The following is a 15,420-nucleotide window of genomic DNA, read 5'->3' as shown; positions in this document are numbered from 1 at the left end:
ACAACATCTTACCTTGAGGACTACCCTATGCGTTTGAAGCCATTAGTTACCGCGCTTTGTGCAGGCGCACTGCTTGCCTCCGCGCCGTTTGCGCAGGCAAAAGATCTGAAATCCATCGGCGTGACGGTGGGCGATTTGGCCAACCCGTTCTTTGTGCAGATAACCAAAGGTGCGGAGCTGGAAGCGCGCAAACTGGCGGGTGATAACGTCAAAGTGACGCTGGTGTCCAGCGGTTACGATCTGGGCCAGCAGGTGGCGCAGATTGACAACTTTATCGCCGCAAAAGTGGACATGATCATCCTAAACGCCGCGGATTCCAAAGGGATCGGCCCGGCGGTGAAACGCGCGAAAGAAGCCGGGATCGTGGTGGTGGCGGTTGACGTGGCGGCCGAAGGGGCCGATGCGACGATCACGTCCGATAACACCCAGGCGGGTGAGATGGCCTGTAAATACATTACCGATCGCCTGAAAGGCAAAGGCGATGTGGTGATCATCAACGGACCGCCGGTGTCTGCGGTGCAAAACCGTGTCGAAGGGTGCCAGACCGAGTTTAAGCGCCATCCGGGAATCAAAGTGCTGTCGTATAACCAGAACGCCAAAGGCAGTCGTGAAGGCGGCCTGGAAGTGATGACCGCGCTGCTGGCCGCCAATCCGAAGATCGACGGCGTGTTCGCGATTAACGATCCTACGGCGATCGGTGCTGATCTGGCCGCAAAACAGGCACAACGTAACGAATTCTTTATCGTCGGCGTGGATGGTTCACCGGATGGTGAAGAGGCGCTGAAGCGTGAGAATTCGCTGTTTGTCGCGACGCCAGCGCAGGATCCGCAGGTGATGGCGGCCAAAGCGGTTGAGATTGGCTACGACATTTTGCAGGGCAAAGCCGCGCCGAAAGAGCCGGTGCTGATCCCAGTGACGATGATCGATAAGAAGAGCGTCGCGAACTATAAAGGCTGGACGGTTAAATAAGATGAGTGCGGTCTGATGCCCTCACCCTAACCCTCTCCCACAAGGAGAGGGAACCGGTAGGTGCGGTCTGATAGCCTCACCCTAACCCTCTCCCACGGGGAGAGGGAACTGCCTGGTGCGGTCTGATGCCCTCACCCTAACCCTCTCCCACGGGGAGAGGGAACTTGGTGGGTGCGGTGTGATGGTCTCACCCTGGCCCTCTCCCACAAGGAGAGGGAACTTGGTGGGTGCGGCCTGATGCCCTCACCCTGGCCCTCTCCCACGGGGAGAGGGAACCGGTGGGTGCGGTCTGATAGCCTCACCCTGGCCCTCTCCCACAAGGAGAGGGAACTTGGTGGGTGCGGTCTGATGCCCTCACCTTGGCCTTTCCCACAAGGCGAGGGAACTGGTGGGTGCGGTCTTTTCTTTCCCCCTCTCCCTTGGGGAGAGGGCCGGGGTGAGGGGCACAGCGCGCACATTCATTCAAGGAGTTCCCATGAAACGCTCCGAAATCAATGAAATCCTCGGCCATACGCGGCAGTTTTTCTCGAAGCATGATGTGCATTTGCCGCCGTTTGCCAGCTTCCCGCCAACGCAGTGGCAGCAGCTTGACCATCACGCCTGGCGCGAAGTGTTTGACCTCAAACTCGGCTGGGACGTGACGGCGTTCGGCGGGAACCACTTCGCAGAGCGCGGGCTCACGCTTTTTGCGCTGCGTAATGGGTCGCCCAACGGCACGCCCTATGAAAAATGCTACGCCGAAAAAATCATGCATGTGCGCGACGGCCAGGTGACTCCCATGCATTTTCACTGGCGCAAGCGCGAGGACATCATTAATCGCGGTGGCGGGAACCTGATTATCGAACTTTGGAATGCTGGCACGCATGAAGAAACGGAAGAAACCGACGTCACGGTCAGCGTTGACGGTTGCTTTCAGACGCATGCAGCGGGCAGTCAGTTGCGCCTTCGACCCGGGGAAAGCATCTGTCTGACACCGGGGCTTTATCACAGTTTTTGGGGGGAGCGGGGGTTTGGCGATGTGCTGGTTGGCGAAGTCTCATCGGTCAATGACGATGATCACGACAACCACTTTTTGCAGCCTGTCTCGCGTTACAACAATATCGAAGAAGACGAACCGGCCGTGCTGGTGCTGTGCAACGAGTACAGCCTGTTTCGTCTATAAGGAGTGAATAATGCCGCTGATTTCTCTCGCCGCGGGGCTGGAACACGCCCGTGAAAACCGTTACGCACTGGGCGCGTTCAACGTGCTCGACTCCCACTTTCTGCGCGCGCTTTTCGCCGCAGCAAAACAGGAGCGCTCGCCGTTTATCATCAACATCGCGGAAGTGCATTTTAAGTATTTGTCCCTCGATTCATTAGTCGAAGCGGTGAAGTTTGAAGCCGCGCGCCATGATATTCCCGTGGTGCTAAATCTCGATCACGGCCTGCATTTTGAGGCGGTGGTGCGGGCTCTGCGCTTAGGATTCAGCTCCGTGATGTTTGATGGCTCGACGTTGAGCTATGAAGAGAATATTCGCCAGACTCGTGAAGTGGTGAAAATGTGCCACGCGGTCGGCGTGTCGGTGGAAGCCGAACTGGGTGCGGTGGGCGGTGACGAAGGCGGCGCGCTGTACGGCCATGCCGACGAGGCCTTTTTCACCGATCCGCAGTTGGCACGTGAGTTTGTCGACCAGACGGGTATCGACGCGCTGGCCGTGGCCATCGGCAATGCGCACGGCAAATACAAAGGCGAGCCGAAACTCGACTTCCCGCGTCTGGACGCCATCCGCCAGCAAACCGGCCTGCCGCTGGTGCTGCACGGTGGCTCCGGGATCAGCGACGCGGATTTCCGCCGCGCCATTGAACTGGGTATTCACAAAATCAATTTCTACACCGGGATGTCGCAGGCCGCGCTGGCGTCGGTTGAGCAACGCATCACGCATCGCCAGCCAATTTATGATGAGTTTGCCGAGCTGCTGTTAGGCATTGAAGAGGCGATTACTGACACCGTTTCTGAACAAATGCGCATTTTTGGTAGCGCGGGGCAGGCGTAATGGAACGCAAAGGGGTTATCGCCGCGGGCAACATGCTGGTCGATCATGTTCATCAGATCGTCCAGTGGCCGGAGCGCGGCTGGCTGGCGGAGATTATTCACAGCGAGCGGGCGACCGGCGGCGCACCGCTTAACGTCCTGCTGACGCTGGCGAAAATGCACGTCGGTTTGCCGTTGCAGGCGGTCGGTCTTATCGGAGAAGACAGCGATGGCGACTACATTATGGCGATGCTCGACCAGTACCACGTCAATCGCCAGCGGGTACAGCGCACCACGTTTGCCCCCACGTCAATGTCGCAGGTGATGACCGATCCCAGTGGGCAACGCACCTTTTTCCATTCGCCTGCCGCCAATCGCTTGCTCGATCTCCCCGCTTTTGACCGACTCGATTCTTCGATGAAGATTTTCCATCTGGGGTATCTGCTGCTGCTCGACAGCCTGGATATGCCGGATGACGAATTTGGCACCCGCAGCGCACGCCTGCTGGCGCAAATGCGCGAGCAAGGGTATGAAACGTCGCTCGATTTGGTGTCACGCAAAGGCGATCCGCGCTATCAGCCGCTAGTGCTCCCTGCCCTGCGCTATGTGGATTATCTGGTGATCAACGAGCTGGAAGTCGGGGAATTTAGCGGGCTGGAGATGCGTAACGGTGATGATGCCCCGGATATTGACCACATCGCGCTGGCGGCGTCGCAGCTGTTGGCCGCAGGGGTCAAACAGCGCGTGGTGATTCATTGTCCCGAAGGGGCCTGGGGCGAAACGCCGGGCGAGCCGGGCAAGTGGATTGCGTCAAAACAGCTCGAACAGGACGAGATTATCGGCAGCGTTGGCGCGGGCGATGCGTTTTGCGCAGGTTTTTTGTATGGCTGCCACGAAGCCTGGCCGTTGACGGACAGTATTCAGCTGGCGCATGCCTGCGCGCGAGCCAGCCTGCTGGCCGCGAATGCGATTGACGGGGCAAAAACGTTGGAGGAGCTTAAGACGCTAATTCACGACAACGCTTAGGCCGCTTTATCGTGATGGGACACGTCTGCGGCAAAGACGTAGCCCAGCCCACGAATGGTTTTAATCAGCAGCGGCTGATGCGGATTGATCTCGATTTTGCGTCGCAGACGCATGATTAACACGTCGATGGTGCGGTCAAACACGTCGGCGCTTTCGCTGTGGGTCAGCTCCAGCAGTTGTTCGCGGCTTAACACCCGCCGTGCGTTTTGCGCCAGCGCCAGCAACAGACCGTATTCCCCCTGCGTTAAAGGCACCGTCATGCGCTGGGGATCGCTCAGCTCACAGCGCGTGGTGTCGAGCGTCCAGCCGTTAAAACCGATCCCTGATACGCGCGGAGCAGTCGGTTCCGCCGCCAGTACGCCGGTGCGCCGTAGTACGGCTTTGACCCGCGCGACGACCACGCGCGGATTGAACGGTTTACCGATGTAATCATCCGCGCCCATCTCCAGCCCTACCACCACATCGGATTCGCCGCCCATGCCCGTAAGCATCACCACGGGCAGCTCGGGCCGCAATTTTTGCAGTTGCTGCAACACCATCAGGCCGTTGATATCCGGCAGCATCATATCCAGCAACACCAACGCAATCGCGGGTTCACGCTGCGCCATCGCCAGCGCATCCAGCCCGTTATGACAGACATGCACGGCAAAAACGTGCTCATTGAGCACATCCTGCAGCAGTTCGCAAACCGCGGTATCGTCATCAACAACCAGAATCGCCGGTTTCATCGCATGCTTCCGTCAGGGGATTATGTTAAGTCTGACCTATTCTGCAAACGGCTCCAGCCAAATCCATGACCGCGTGACGGAATTTCAACCCATGTCACATCCATTGCCCTTCGACACGTCAATTTTGACGATTGCCTGCTCCTCGTCAGGGTTTTTGGTGCACATCGCCCGTAAAGTCAGGGCATACCCACAATAAAAACATGGCATAGAAGCTGCATAATGGGTGCGAAGAACTGATTAACTGGAGCGAGACCGATGAAAAAAGTCGTCACGGTTTGCCCCTATTGTGCCTCGGGTTGCAAGATAAACCTGGTGGTCGATAACGGCAAAATCGTCCGGGCGGAGGCTGCGCAGGGTAAGACCAATCAGGGCACGCTGTGCCTGAAAGGCTATTACGGCTGGGATTTTATTAACGATACCCAGATCCTGACCCCCCGTCTGAAAACCCCGATGATTCGCCGCACGCGCGGCGGCAAGCTGGAGTCTGTCTCCTGGGATGAAGCGCTGGATTACGTCGCCAGCCGCCTGAGCGACATCAAAGCGAAGTATGGCCCGGATGCGATCCAAACCACCGGATCATCACGCGGGACGGGTAACGAAACCAACTATGTAATGCAAAAATTCGCGCGCGCCGTTATTGGTACCAATAACGTCGATTGTTGCGCTCGCGTCTGACACGGCCCATCGGTTGCAGGTCTGCACCAGTCGGTCGGTAACGGCGCAATGAGTAATGCGATCAACGAGATAGATAACACCGATCTGGTGTTTATTTTCGGCTATAACCCGGCGGATTCACATCCGATCGTGGCGAATCACGTCATTAACGCCAAGCGCAACGGGGCGAAAATCATCGTCTGCGATCCGCGTAAAATAGAGACGGCGCGTATTGCAGATATGCATATCGCGTTAAGAAATGGCTCAAACATCGCCCTGCTCAACGCGATGGGACACGTCATCATTGAAGAAAACCTGTACGACCAGGCGTTTATCGCCAGCCGTACCGAAGGGTTTGAAGAGTATCGCAAGATTGTCGAAGGCTATACGCCGGAGTCGGTCGAAACGATCACCGGCGTGAGCGCGCAAGAGATTCGCCAGGCCGCGCGGATGTATGCGGCGGCGAAAACCGCGTCGATTCTGTGGGGCATGGGCGTCACCCAGTTCTATCAGGGCGTGGAAACCGTGCGCTCGCTGACAAGCCTGGCCATGCTGACGGGTAATCTTGGTAAACCGCACGTGGGCGTTAACCCGGTGCGCGGGCAAAACAACGTTCAGGGTGCCTGCGATATGGGCGCGCTGCCGGATACTTATCCGGGCTATCAGTACGTGAAGTTCCCGGAAAATCGCGAGAAATTCGCCAAAGCCTGGGGCGTTGAAAGCCTGCCTGAGCATACGGGGTATCGCATCAGCGAGCTGCCGCATAGAGCGGCGCATGGCGAAGTGCGCGCGGCGTACATCATGGGCGAAGATCCGCTTCAGACAGACGCTGAGCTTTCTGCGGTGCGTAAGGGCTTTGAGGATCTTGAGCTGGTGATTGTGCAGGACATCTTTATGACCAAAACCGCGGCGGCGGCGGATGTTATTTTACCGTCAACGTCATGGGGCGAGCATGAAGGGGTTTACACAGCGGCGGACCGCGGCTTCCAGCGCTTCTTTAAAGCGGTGGAGCCGAAGTGGGATCTGAAAACCGACTGGCAGATTATCAGCGAAATCGCGACCCGCATGGGCTATCCGATGCACTACAACAACACCCAGGAAATATGGGACGAGTTGCGTCATCTGTGTCCGGATTTCACCGGCGCTACCTACGATAAAATGGGTGAGCTGGGGTATATCCAGTGGCCGTGCCGCGACGAATCGGATGCCGATCAGGGAACGTCGTATCTCTTCAAAGAGAAATTCGATACCCCGAACGGACTGGCGCAGTTCTTTACCTGCGACTGGGTCGCGCCTATCGATAAGCTCACCGACGAGTACCCGATGGTGCTCTCTACGGTGCGTGAAGTGGGCCACTATTCGTGCCGTTCGATGACCGGTAACTGCGCGGCGCTGGCTGCACTGGCCGACGAACCGGGCTACGCGCAGATCAACACCGCCGATGCCGCACGACTGGGTATCGAAGATGAGGCGCTGGTGTGGGTAAGTTCGCGTAAGGGCCGCATCATCACCCGTGCACAGGTCAGTGAGCGCCCCAATAAAGGCGCGGTGTATATGACTTATCAGTGGTGGATTGGGGCCTGTAACGAGCTGGTGACGGAAAACTTAAGCCCGATAACCAAAACGCCGGAGTATAAGTATTGCGCTGTGCGCGTGGAGTCTATCGCCGATCAGCATTCTGCCGAGCAATATGTCATTGATGAATATGCGAAGCTGAAAGCCAGTTTGCGCGAAAGCGCCATGGGTTGATTCTCACGCGGCGTTCAATAATGAAATGGGATGATTTATTCATCCCATTTTTATTTTTAACTTAAAACCACGTCCTATGGACGTGGTCATCGGAATACCAGGCCTTAGCAATGTCACCGTTATCCTCAGAAGATAGGCCGTAAAGGTAATCAACGCTGCTGTTGTTGGTTGTAGCCTACCGGGCGACTCCAGTCGTCGTCATACTTGATATTTCCTTCAAGATAAAACCATTCAATTCCTGAATAGGAAATAGCGATATTTTCCATCATGCCGGGAGTGTGAGAACCGGGCATATATGCATGGGCCGCGTTAACTGACATGATCACAATACTGTTAAGTGTAAGACGGTAGATCTCATACTCAATACCCGCTTCGTTTATATCGTAGTAGTGAATGACGGCCTTTTTTAGCCGTTTGCTTTGGCAGGCAGCCACTGCGAAATAGGGAGAGGTTTTATCAATTTCTTTATGCAGCGTAAATGCATTGTGTTGCCGCGATCCCATTAATTTACCCGTATTACGGCATGTGTTTTGGAAAACGCCGTAGCTGCTATTCATGATCTCAATAGCCCCCTCACGGCCCAGGGCCATGCAGCTACCTTTAATCTGGTTTCCATTTTCATCGTAAAGATACATATAAGCTGGTAATGACATTGCAATTTCCTTATTGAGAGCTTTGAACGTTCCAGTCGTTGTCGATAAAAAACACGTAGCGATAATTTATATTGTTCAATGTATAAGACACGCCATAGGTGTAGCCGGGCGTGAGCGCTAATTTCACACATGATGCGGGGTAGGAAAGCGAGAGAGTCTGTTCAGAGGCAAATTCTTTGTATTTTCCACCTTGTGTAGAAGAAATGTTATAGCGGCTTAAAATGTCTTCTTTATTCACTGAGAAGCAGACTTTCTCTTTATCCACGAGTACTGAGCGCCAGGGGGCTGCTCGATCGCCAACGCCGCAACCAGTGAGAATAGCAAAGCATGGAAGGAGGGTAAAAAAACGCCTCATTGTGGGAAACTCCCTAATATTTTCTGATAACGAGCCATAAGCTGTGGAATGGGTTCTGATGGGTCATAATCTTTGAGGCGGTATAAGTCACTACGATTGCCGAAGCCGTATGTTTTCAGCAGCCAGTAATCACTAACAATGCAAGCCTGGTTTTCAATGCCGTAATCCATGAGGTTTGGTTTATTGAGCTCGTAGTTATAATCAACTGCCCATGAGAATGCTCCCCGCGTTCTGACCATCATTCCACGCTGATGCTGCCAGACGTGCATCATCTCATGCAGAAAAATATGCTGACCCCCGACGCGATCCAGTTTGAGGAAAGGTCTGGAAAAATCAGACTCATATACTCCCTCCTGAAAATACATTTCACCGTTTGGGGTCATAGCATAATTGCTGGCCTGCATGTTGAAAGGTAAGTAACTGGCTCTATGGATCCAGACCTCGTTATAACGAATGCTGAAACTATAGAGTGTACGGGCCAGATTGATTTCCCCAAGCGTTAGGCGACGTAAACCACCTCTGTCAATGTCGTTCATTTCCCTGAGCATTTGCAGACCTTATCCACTGGTCAAAAAATATTCATACTCTGTAATTTAAAACCTTTCTTGCAAAAAAATGCTCACCTTCATTATCAGGCAGTCAGGTCACCCTTTCTCATTTTGTCGCATATTTATTATACTGCGCGCCATGTACCCCAATGATAAGACTCCATGAAAGCCATTTTTTCCCTGCTGTTACTGTTTACAACACTTGCCAACGCTGACGAAATTGGCAGCCAATTTAAAGAAAAGGCCGAAGCCGGTGATGCGCGCGCGCAGTACTACCTGGCAGACACCTGGTTCAGTTCGGGTGATGATAAGCAAGCTGGGCTGTGGGCCGAAAAAGCCGCCAAGGGCGGTGATATCGACGCCATGGCGCTGCTCGCGCAAATCCATTTCAAGCATGGCGAATATGCTCAGGCAAAAACGCTGGCGCAACAGGCCACACTTGCGGGCAGCAAACGCGGCGCTATCATGCTGGCGCGTTTGCTGGTGAATACCCAGGCCGGAACCACCGACTATCCGCAGGCGATCAAACTGCTGCAAACCGCGACGGACGATATCGATAACGATTCGGCGGTGGATGCGCAAATGCTGTTAGGTCTGATTTACGCCAACGGCGTGGAGATGGCGCAGGATGATGCTCAGGCCGAACTGTGGCTCAAACGCAGCTCTGCCCTTTCACGCACGGGGTATGCGGAATACTGGGCCGGAATGGTGTTCCAGCAGGGTGAAAAAGGGTTTATCACGCCCAACAAACAGAAAGCGCTGTACTGGTTTAATCTGAGCTGTAGCGAAGGATTTGATACGGGCTGCGAAGAGTTTGAGGCGTTGAGCGGCGAATAAAAGAGTTCCCTCTCTCTGCCGAGAGAGGGAATCAAAGCATTACTGATCGGCCGTCTTATCGAAACGACCTAGCACTTCCCGTTCGTACGCCATCGCTTTTTTGCGGTCGAACTGGTGTTCCCACTTGGCGATCACCAGCACCGCCAGCGCATTGCCCACCACGTTTAACGCAGTACGCGCCATGTCGAGAATACGGTCAACACCGGCGATAAAGGCCAGACCTTCCAGCGGAATACCGACGCTGCCCAGCGTCGCCAGCAGAACCACAAACGACACGCCCGGCACGCCTGCGATACCTTTCGAGGTCACCATCAGCGTCAGTACCAGCACGATTTCCTGCCACAGTGACAGATCGATTCCGTACAGCTGCGCGATAAAGATCGCCGCAATACTCTGATACAGCGTGGAGCCATCCAGGTTAAACGAGTACCCGGTCGGCACCACAAAACTGGTGATAGACGCCGGTGCGCCGTAGGCTTCCATCTTCTCGATAATGCGCGGCAGCACGCTCTCAGAGCTGGCCGTGGAGTACGCCAGAATCAGCTCCTCTTTCAGGATGCGAATCAGGATCCAGATACGTAATCCGCAGAGACGCGCCACCAGCCCTAGCACCACCAACGCAAAGAACAGAATCGCGAAGTGTACCAGGATAACCAGCTTCGCCAGCGGCCACAGTGAGGCAAAACCGAAGTTCGCGACGGTAACAGCAATCAGCGCAAACACGCCCACCGGCGCATAACGCATCACCATATGCGTCACTTTAAACATGGTTTCGGAAATCGAACGGAACACCGTGACCAAGGGTTCGCGATGGGTCGCTGGCAGGGACGAAAGCCCCAGGCCAAACAGCACCGAGAAGAAGATGATCGGCAGCATTTCGCCTTTTGCCATCGACGCCACGATATTGGTCGGCACCAGCGAAAGAATGGTTCCCATCAGGCCATGAGCATGGCTTTGCACTTCTGCCGTTGTGCTTTGGTATTTCGAAATATCCACCGTCGCCAGCTGCGACATATCAATCCCGGAGCCTGGCTGGAACACATTCGCCAGAGTAATACCCAGAATGATAGCAACCGTAGTGATCACTTCGAAATAAAGGATGGTTTTTGCGCCGATGCGGCCTAACTGCTTCGCATCGCCGACGCCTGCAATACCGACCACCAGCGTCGAGATCACAATCGGGACAACAATCATTTTGATCAGGTGAATAAAGATATCTCCGGCAGGAGACAGCATGTTCACCACCAGCCACTCGCGGCTGTCGCTATGATAATGCAGATAACTACCCAGCAAGATGCCCAGCACAAGGGCGAGCAGAATTTGCCAGGCCAGGCTGATTTTCAAAATTTTCATAAAAACAGGCTTCCTCAATGAAGCGTCCTGATCATCAGGAATGAATATGGACACATACTGAAAGGGTATGAATTGTGTTGCGTTGGTTTATAGGGTTTTTTAACGCGGCGTATCATTATCATCTGCATGGCCTGCTGCGCAAGCCTTATAGAACGAGGCATTTCACTGACAAAAGGCGTTATGACGCTAATTTATAATAATTCCTATTAATAACCTTTTGTTATAAAAACGGTTTTTTTTCATTATTTGTGAATAATCATTCACCTGAATTATTTCCCTTCTAAGTGTCATTTGCTGATTTTTTGAACTATTCAAACATTGCGTGATCTGTCGCCCAAATAACAAACAAAGCTGGCAAAGCCCCTACAATTAACGTTTTTGCGACATATTATTAACATCCTACAAGGAGAATAAAAGCCATGAGCCAAATCCACAAACACGACATTCCCGCAAATATTGCGGACCATTGCCTGATTAATTCGGAGCAGTATAAAGAGAAGTATCAGCAATCCATTTCTGACCCTGACGCCTTCTGGGGCGAGCAGGGGAAAATTCTTGACTGGATGAAGCCGTATCAGAAGGTGAAAAACACCTCTTTTGCGCCGGGCAATATCTCCATTAAATGGTATGAAGACGGCACGCTGAATCTCGCGGCCAACTGCCTGGACAGACACCTCGCCGAGCGCGGCGATCAGACCGCCATTATTTGGGAAGGTGACGACGCGTCCCAAAGCAAACACATCACCTATAAAGAGCTGCACCGCGACGTGTGCCGTTTCGCCAACGTCCTGCTGGAGCAAGGCATCAAAAAAGGCGATGTGGTCGCCATTTATATGCCGATGGTGCCCGAAGCTGCCGTCGCCATGCTCGCCTGCGCGCGCATCGGGGCGATCCATTCTGTTATTTTCGGCGGATTCTCGCCGGAAGCCGTAGCCGGACGCATTATCGATTCCAATTCAAAACTGGTGATCACTGCCGATGAAGGCGTGCGCGCTGGACGCAGTATTCCGCTGAAGAAAAACGTCGATGAAGCGCTGAAAAACCCGAACGTCAAGAGCATCAGCAATGTGGTGGTGTTCAAGCGTACCGGCGGTAACGTTGAGTGGAAAGAGGGCCGCGACCTGTGGTGGAGCGACCTGATTGAACAAGCGAGCGACCAGCATCAGCCCGAAGAGATGAACGCCGAAGATCCGCTGTTTATCCTGTACACCTCCGGCTCTACCGGCAAGCCAAAAGGCGTGCTGCACACCACCGGCGGCTATCTGGTGTACGCGGCCTCCACGTTTAAATATGTCTTTGATTATCATCAGGGCGATATCTACTGGTGTACCGCTGACGTGGGCTGGGTCACCGGTCACAGCTATCTGCTGTACGGCCCGCTGGCCTGCGGCGCAACCACGCTGATGTTTGAAGGCGTGCCCAACTGGCCAACGCCTGCGCGTATGTGCCAGGTGGTTGATAAGCATAAAGTGAACATTCTGTATACCGCACCGACGGCGATCCGCGCCCTGATGGCGGAAGGCGACAAAGCCATCGACGGCACTGATCGTTCTTCCCTGCGCATTCTCGGCTCCGTGGGCGAGCCTATCAACCCGGAAGCGTGGGAGTGGTACTGGAAGAAAATAGGTAACGAAAAATGCCCGGTGATCGACACCTGGTGGCAGACCGAAACGGGCGGCTTTATGATCACCCCAATGCCTGGTGCAACCCAGCTGAAAGCCGGTTCGGCGACCCATCCGTTCTTCGGCGTGCAGCCTGCGCTGGTGGATAACGAAGGCAATCCGCTGGAAGGGGCAACTGAAGGCAACCTGGTAATTACCGATTCGTGGCCGGGTCAGGCGCGTACGCTGTTTGGCGATCACGATCGCTTTGAGCAGACCTATTTCTCGACCTTCAAAAACATGTATTTCAGCGGTGACGGCGCGCGTCGTGACGAAGACGGCTATTTCTGGATTACCGGGCGCGTGGATGACGTACTGAACGTCTCCGGCCACCGTCTGGGGACGGCTGAAATTGAGTCTGCGCTGGTCTCGCATCCAAAAATTGCCGAAGCGGCTGTGGTGGGGATCCCGCACAACATCAAAGGCCAGGCGATTTATGCTTACGTCACGCTGAATCACGGCGAAGAACCGACGCCGGAACTGTACACCGAAGTGCGCAACTGGGTGCGAAAAGAGATTGGTCCGCTTGCCACACCCGACGTGCTGCACTGGACCGACTCCCTGCCGAAAACCCGTTCCGGCAAAATCATGCGCCGAATTCTGCGCAAAATCGCGGCGGGTGACACCAGCAATCTGGGTGATACCTCCACACTCGCCGATCCAGGCGTAGTGGAAAAACTGCTTGAAGAGAAGCAGGCCATCGCGATGCCTTCGTGACTGAATGCCGCTCCAGGCGGTTTCCTCTCCCTTGAGGGAGAAGGTTAGGGTAAGGGGGATTTCTGCAGTCTGATGCCCTCACCCCGGCCCTCTCCCACAGGGAGAGGGAGAACACCACACCACTGATAACTATAAACCTACCTTACCTTTGGAGAGTTCTGTGATGAATGACGACATTTATCAACGGATAGAAAACAGTGCGCATTTCAGGGAGCTCGTCGAAAAACGGCAACGGTTTGCCTTCACGCTTTCTATCATCATGCTGATCATCTACGTCGGCTTTATTCTGCTGATCGCCTTTGCACCGCACTGGCTCGGTACGCCTTTGCATGCCGGAACCAGCGTGACGCGAGGCATTCCCATCGGTATCGGCGTGATTGTGATTTCATTTGTGCTGACTGGCGTGTACGTCGTGCGCGCGAACGGTGAATTTGATCGCCTTAACAAAGAAGTGTTGCGCGAGGTAAAAGCCCCATGAAGCGAGTCCTGACGGCGCTAGCCGCCACACTGCCCTTCGCGGCCAACGCGGCTGATGCCCTAACCGGCGCGGTGGAACGCCAGCCAACCAACTGGCAGGCGATTATCATGTTCCTGATTTTCGTGCTGCTGACGCTGTATATCACGTACTGGGCGTCGAAACGCGTGCGCTCACGTAATGATTACTACACGGCAGGCGGCAACATTACCGGTTTCCAGAACGGGCTGGCGATTGCGGGTGACTTTATGTCCGCCGCGTCGTTCCTGGGGATTTCTGCGCTGGTCTATACCTCTGGCTACGACGGGCTGATTTACTCGCTCGGCTTCCTCGTCGGCTGGCCGATTATTCTGTTCCTGATCGCCGAACGTCTGCGTAATCTTGGGCGCTACACCTTCGCCGATGTGGCGTCTTATCGCCTGAAACAGGGACCGATCCGCACCCTGTCTGCCTGCGGATCGCTGGTGGTCGTCGCGCTGTACCTGATCGCGCAAATGGTCGGGGCCGGCAAACTGATTCAGCTACTTTTCGGCCTGAACTATCACATCGCCGTAGTATTGGTCGGAGTACTGATGGTGATGTACGTCCTGTTTGGCGGCATGCTCGCCACCACGTGGGTGCAAATCATCAAAGCCGTTTTGCTGCTGTTCGGCGCAAGTTTTATGGCCTTTATGGTCATGAAACACGTGGGCTTCAGCTTCAATAATCTGTTTACCCAGGCGATGGCGGTTCACCCCAAAGGTGAAGCGATTATGAGCCCTGGCGGGCTGGTTAAAGATCCAATATCCGCCCTATCGCTTGGTCTCGGATTGATGTTTGGTACCGCAGGCTTGCCGCACATTCTGATGCGTTTCTTCACGGTGTCAGACGCCCGCGAAGCGCGTAAAAGCGTGTTCTACGCCACCGGATTTATGGGTTATTTCTACATCCTGACCTTTATTATTGGCTTTGGCGCGATCATGCTGGTAGGTGCGAATCCGGCATTCAAAGATGCCGCAGGCACGCTGATTGGCGGTAACAACATGGCAGCGGTGCATCTGGCCGATGCCGTGGGCGGTAACCTGTTCCTCGGCTTTATCTCCGCTGTCGCCTTCGCCACCATTCTGGCGGTTGTGGCGGGTCTGACGCTGGCGGGCGCTTCGGCGGTCTCGCACGATCTGTATGCCAACGTGTGGCGTAAAGGTGCGACTGAACGTCAGGAGCTGAAAGTCTCCAAAATCACGGTTCTGATTCTGGGCGTGGTGGCGATTCTGCTGGGCATTCTGTTCGAGAATCAGAACATCGCCTTTATGGTGGGACTGGCCTTCTCGATTGCGGCAAGCTGTAACTTCCCGATTATCCTGCTCTCGATGTACTGGTCAAAACTGACCACGCGCGGGGCAATGATTGGCGGCTGGCTGGGCCTGCTGACGGCGGTGATCCTGATGATCCTCGGCCCAACGATTTGGGTGCAGATTCTCGGTCACGAAAAAGCCATCTTCCCATACGAATACCCGGCGCTGTTCTCGATTGCCGTGGCGTTTATTGGGATTTGGTTCTTCTCGGCCACCGATAATTCAGCCGAAGGTAAGCTGGAGCGTGAGAAATTCCGCGCCCAGTTTATCCGTTCTCAAACGGGCTTAGGCATCGATCAGGGCCGCGCGCACTGATCAACTGATCTCCCCGGCCGCGCTGGCCGGGGAAT

The 15,420-nt window shown here is 54.6% G+C and carries 14 protein-coding genes; 9 read left to right on the top strand and 5 right to left on the bottom strand.

Annotated elements, in window-relative coordinates:
* Positions 1 to 27: 27 nt before the first annotated feature.
* From AC07RN_RS10655 to AC07RN_RS10640, 4 genes are all read left to right on the top strand, one after another.
* Positions 28 to 969: an ABC transporter substrate-binding protein gene (locus AC07RN_RS10655; RefSeq protein ID WP_011915549.1), complete on the top strand. Its 942-nt coding sequence runs from the start codon at positions 28 to 30 to the stop codon at positions 967 to 969.
* Between the two features lie 475 nt (positions 970 to 1,444).
* Positions 1,445 to 2,131 (top strand): D-lyxose/D-mannose isomerase, encoded by a 687-nt coding sequence (locus AC07RN_RS10650; RefSeq protein ID WP_449554892.1) that lies wholly within the window; start codon positions 1,445 to 1,447, stop codon positions 2,129 to 2,131.
* Between the two features lie 10 nt (positions 2,132 to 2,141).
* Entirely contained in the window at positions 2,142 to 3,002 is an 861-nt protein-coding gene (locus tag AC07RN_RS10645; protein WP_478336324.1) for a ketose 1,6-bisphosphate aldolase, read from the top strand.
* Positions 3,002 to 4,006, top strand: a complete 1,005-nt coding sequence (locus AC07RN_RS10640) for a carbohydrate kinase family protein (protein ID WP_478336323.1) — start codon at positions 3,002 to 3,004, stop codon at positions 4,004 to 4,006. The genes AC07RN_RS10645 and AC07RN_RS10640 overlap by 1 nt, the downstream gene beginning before the upstream one ends.
* Here the strand turns inward: AC07RN_RS10640 and AC07RN_RS10635 are convergent.
* Positions 4,003 to 4,734 carry a response regulator gene (locus tag AC07RN_RS10635; protein WP_011915545.1) on the bottom strand — a complete coding sequence of 244 codons (732 nt, stop codon included), beginning with the start codon at positions 4,732 to 4,734 and terminating at the stop codon, positions 4,003 to 4,005. The two genes, AC07RN_RS10640 and AC07RN_RS10635, sit on opposite strands and share 4 nt — an antisense overlap.
* Before the next feature lie 255 nt (positions 4,735 to 4,989).
* On the opposite strand from AC07RN_RS10635, the gene fdhF reads away from it, so the two are divergent.
* Positions 4,990 to 7,137 (top strand): formate dehydrogenase subunit alpha, encoded by a 2,148-nt coding sequence (fdhF, locus tag AC07RN_RS10630; protein ID WP_478336322.1) that lies wholly within the window; start codon positions 4,990 to 4,992, stop codon positions 7,135 to 7,137.
* 149 nt (positions 7,138 to 7,286) lie between these two features.
* Here the strand turns inward: fdhF and AC07RN_RS10625 are convergent, their stop codons facing one another.
* Genes AC07RN_RS10625 through AC07RN_RS10615 form a run of 3 tightly spaced genes read right to left on the bottom strand, consistent with a single transcriptional unit; the run spans position 7,287 to position 8,693 of the window.
* The gene (locus AC07RN_RS10625) at positions 7,287 to 7,790 is read right to left on the bottom strand and encodes an Hcp family type VI secretion system effector (protein WP_186754546.1); all 504 of its coding nucleotides are present in this window, start codon (positions 7,788 to 7,790) and stop codon (positions 7,287 to 7,289) included.
* Between the two features lie 10 nt (positions 7,791 to 7,800).
* On the bottom strand, positions 7,801 to 8,145 hold the full coding sequence (locus AC07RN_RS10620; RefSeq protein WP_449554894.1) for a putative T6SS immunity periplasmic lipoprotein: 345 nt from the start codon (positions 8,143 to 8,145) through the stop codon (positions 7,801 to 7,803).
* Positions 8,142 to 8,693, bottom strand: coding sequence for a type IV secretion protein Rhs (locus AC07RN_RS10615; protein WP_478336321.1), 552 nt, complete (start codon positions 8,691 to 8,693; stop codon positions 8,142 to 8,144). The genes AC07RN_RS10620 and AC07RN_RS10615 overlap by 4 nt, the downstream gene beginning before the upstream one ends.
* Positions 8,694 to 8,855: 162 nt before the next feature.
* Between AC07RN_RS10615 and AC07RN_RS10610 the strand changes: the two genes are divergently transcribed.
* Complete coding sequence (locus AC07RN_RS10610; RefSeq protein ID WP_407438271.1) at positions 8,856 to 9,530, top strand: tetratricopeptide repeat protein; 675 nt, start codon at positions 8,856 to 8,858, stop codon at positions 9,528 to 9,530.
* 39 nt (positions 9,531 to 9,569) lie between these two features.
* Here the strand turns inward: AC07RN_RS10610 and gltP are convergent, their stop codons facing one another.
* The gene (gltP, locus tag AC07RN_RS10605; protein ID WP_407438269.1) at positions 9,570 to 10,883 is read right to left on the bottom strand and encodes a glutamate/aspartate:proton symporter GltP; all 1,314 of its coding nucleotides are present in this window, start codon (positions 10,881 to 10,883) and stop codon (positions 9,570 to 9,572) included.
* Positions 10,884 to 11,302: 419 nt separating this feature from the next.
* Between gltP and acs the strand changes: the two genes are divergently transcribed.
* From acs to actP, 3 genes are all read left to right on the top strand, one after another.
* Positions 11,303 to 13,261 carry an acetate--CoA ligase gene (acs, locus tag AC07RN_RS10600; protein ID WP_478336320.1) on the top strand — a complete coding sequence of 653 codons (1,959 nt, stop codon included), beginning with the start codon at positions 11,303 to 11,305 and terminating at the stop codon, positions 13,259 to 13,261.
* 163 nt (positions 13,262 to 13,424) lie between these two features.
* Positions 13,425 to 13,739 (top strand): DUF485 domain-containing protein, encoded by a 315-nt coding sequence (locus AC07RN_RS10595; RefSeq protein WP_011915537.1) that lies wholly within the window; start codon positions 13,425 to 13,427, stop codon positions 13,737 to 13,739.
* Entirely contained in the window at positions 13,736 to 15,385 is a 1,650-nt protein-coding gene (gene actP / locus AC07RN_RS10590) for a cation/acetate symporter ActP (protein ID WP_235134529.1), read from the top strand. Before AC07RN_RS10595 ends, actP begins: the two co-directional genes overlap by 4 nt.
* Positions 15,386 to 15,420: the final 35 nt, after the last annotated feature.

The sequence above is a fragment of the Lelliottia sp. GFLA7 genome, from assembly GCF_056490165.1.
This window is presented reverse-complemented; position numbering and strand designations above follow the sequence as displayed.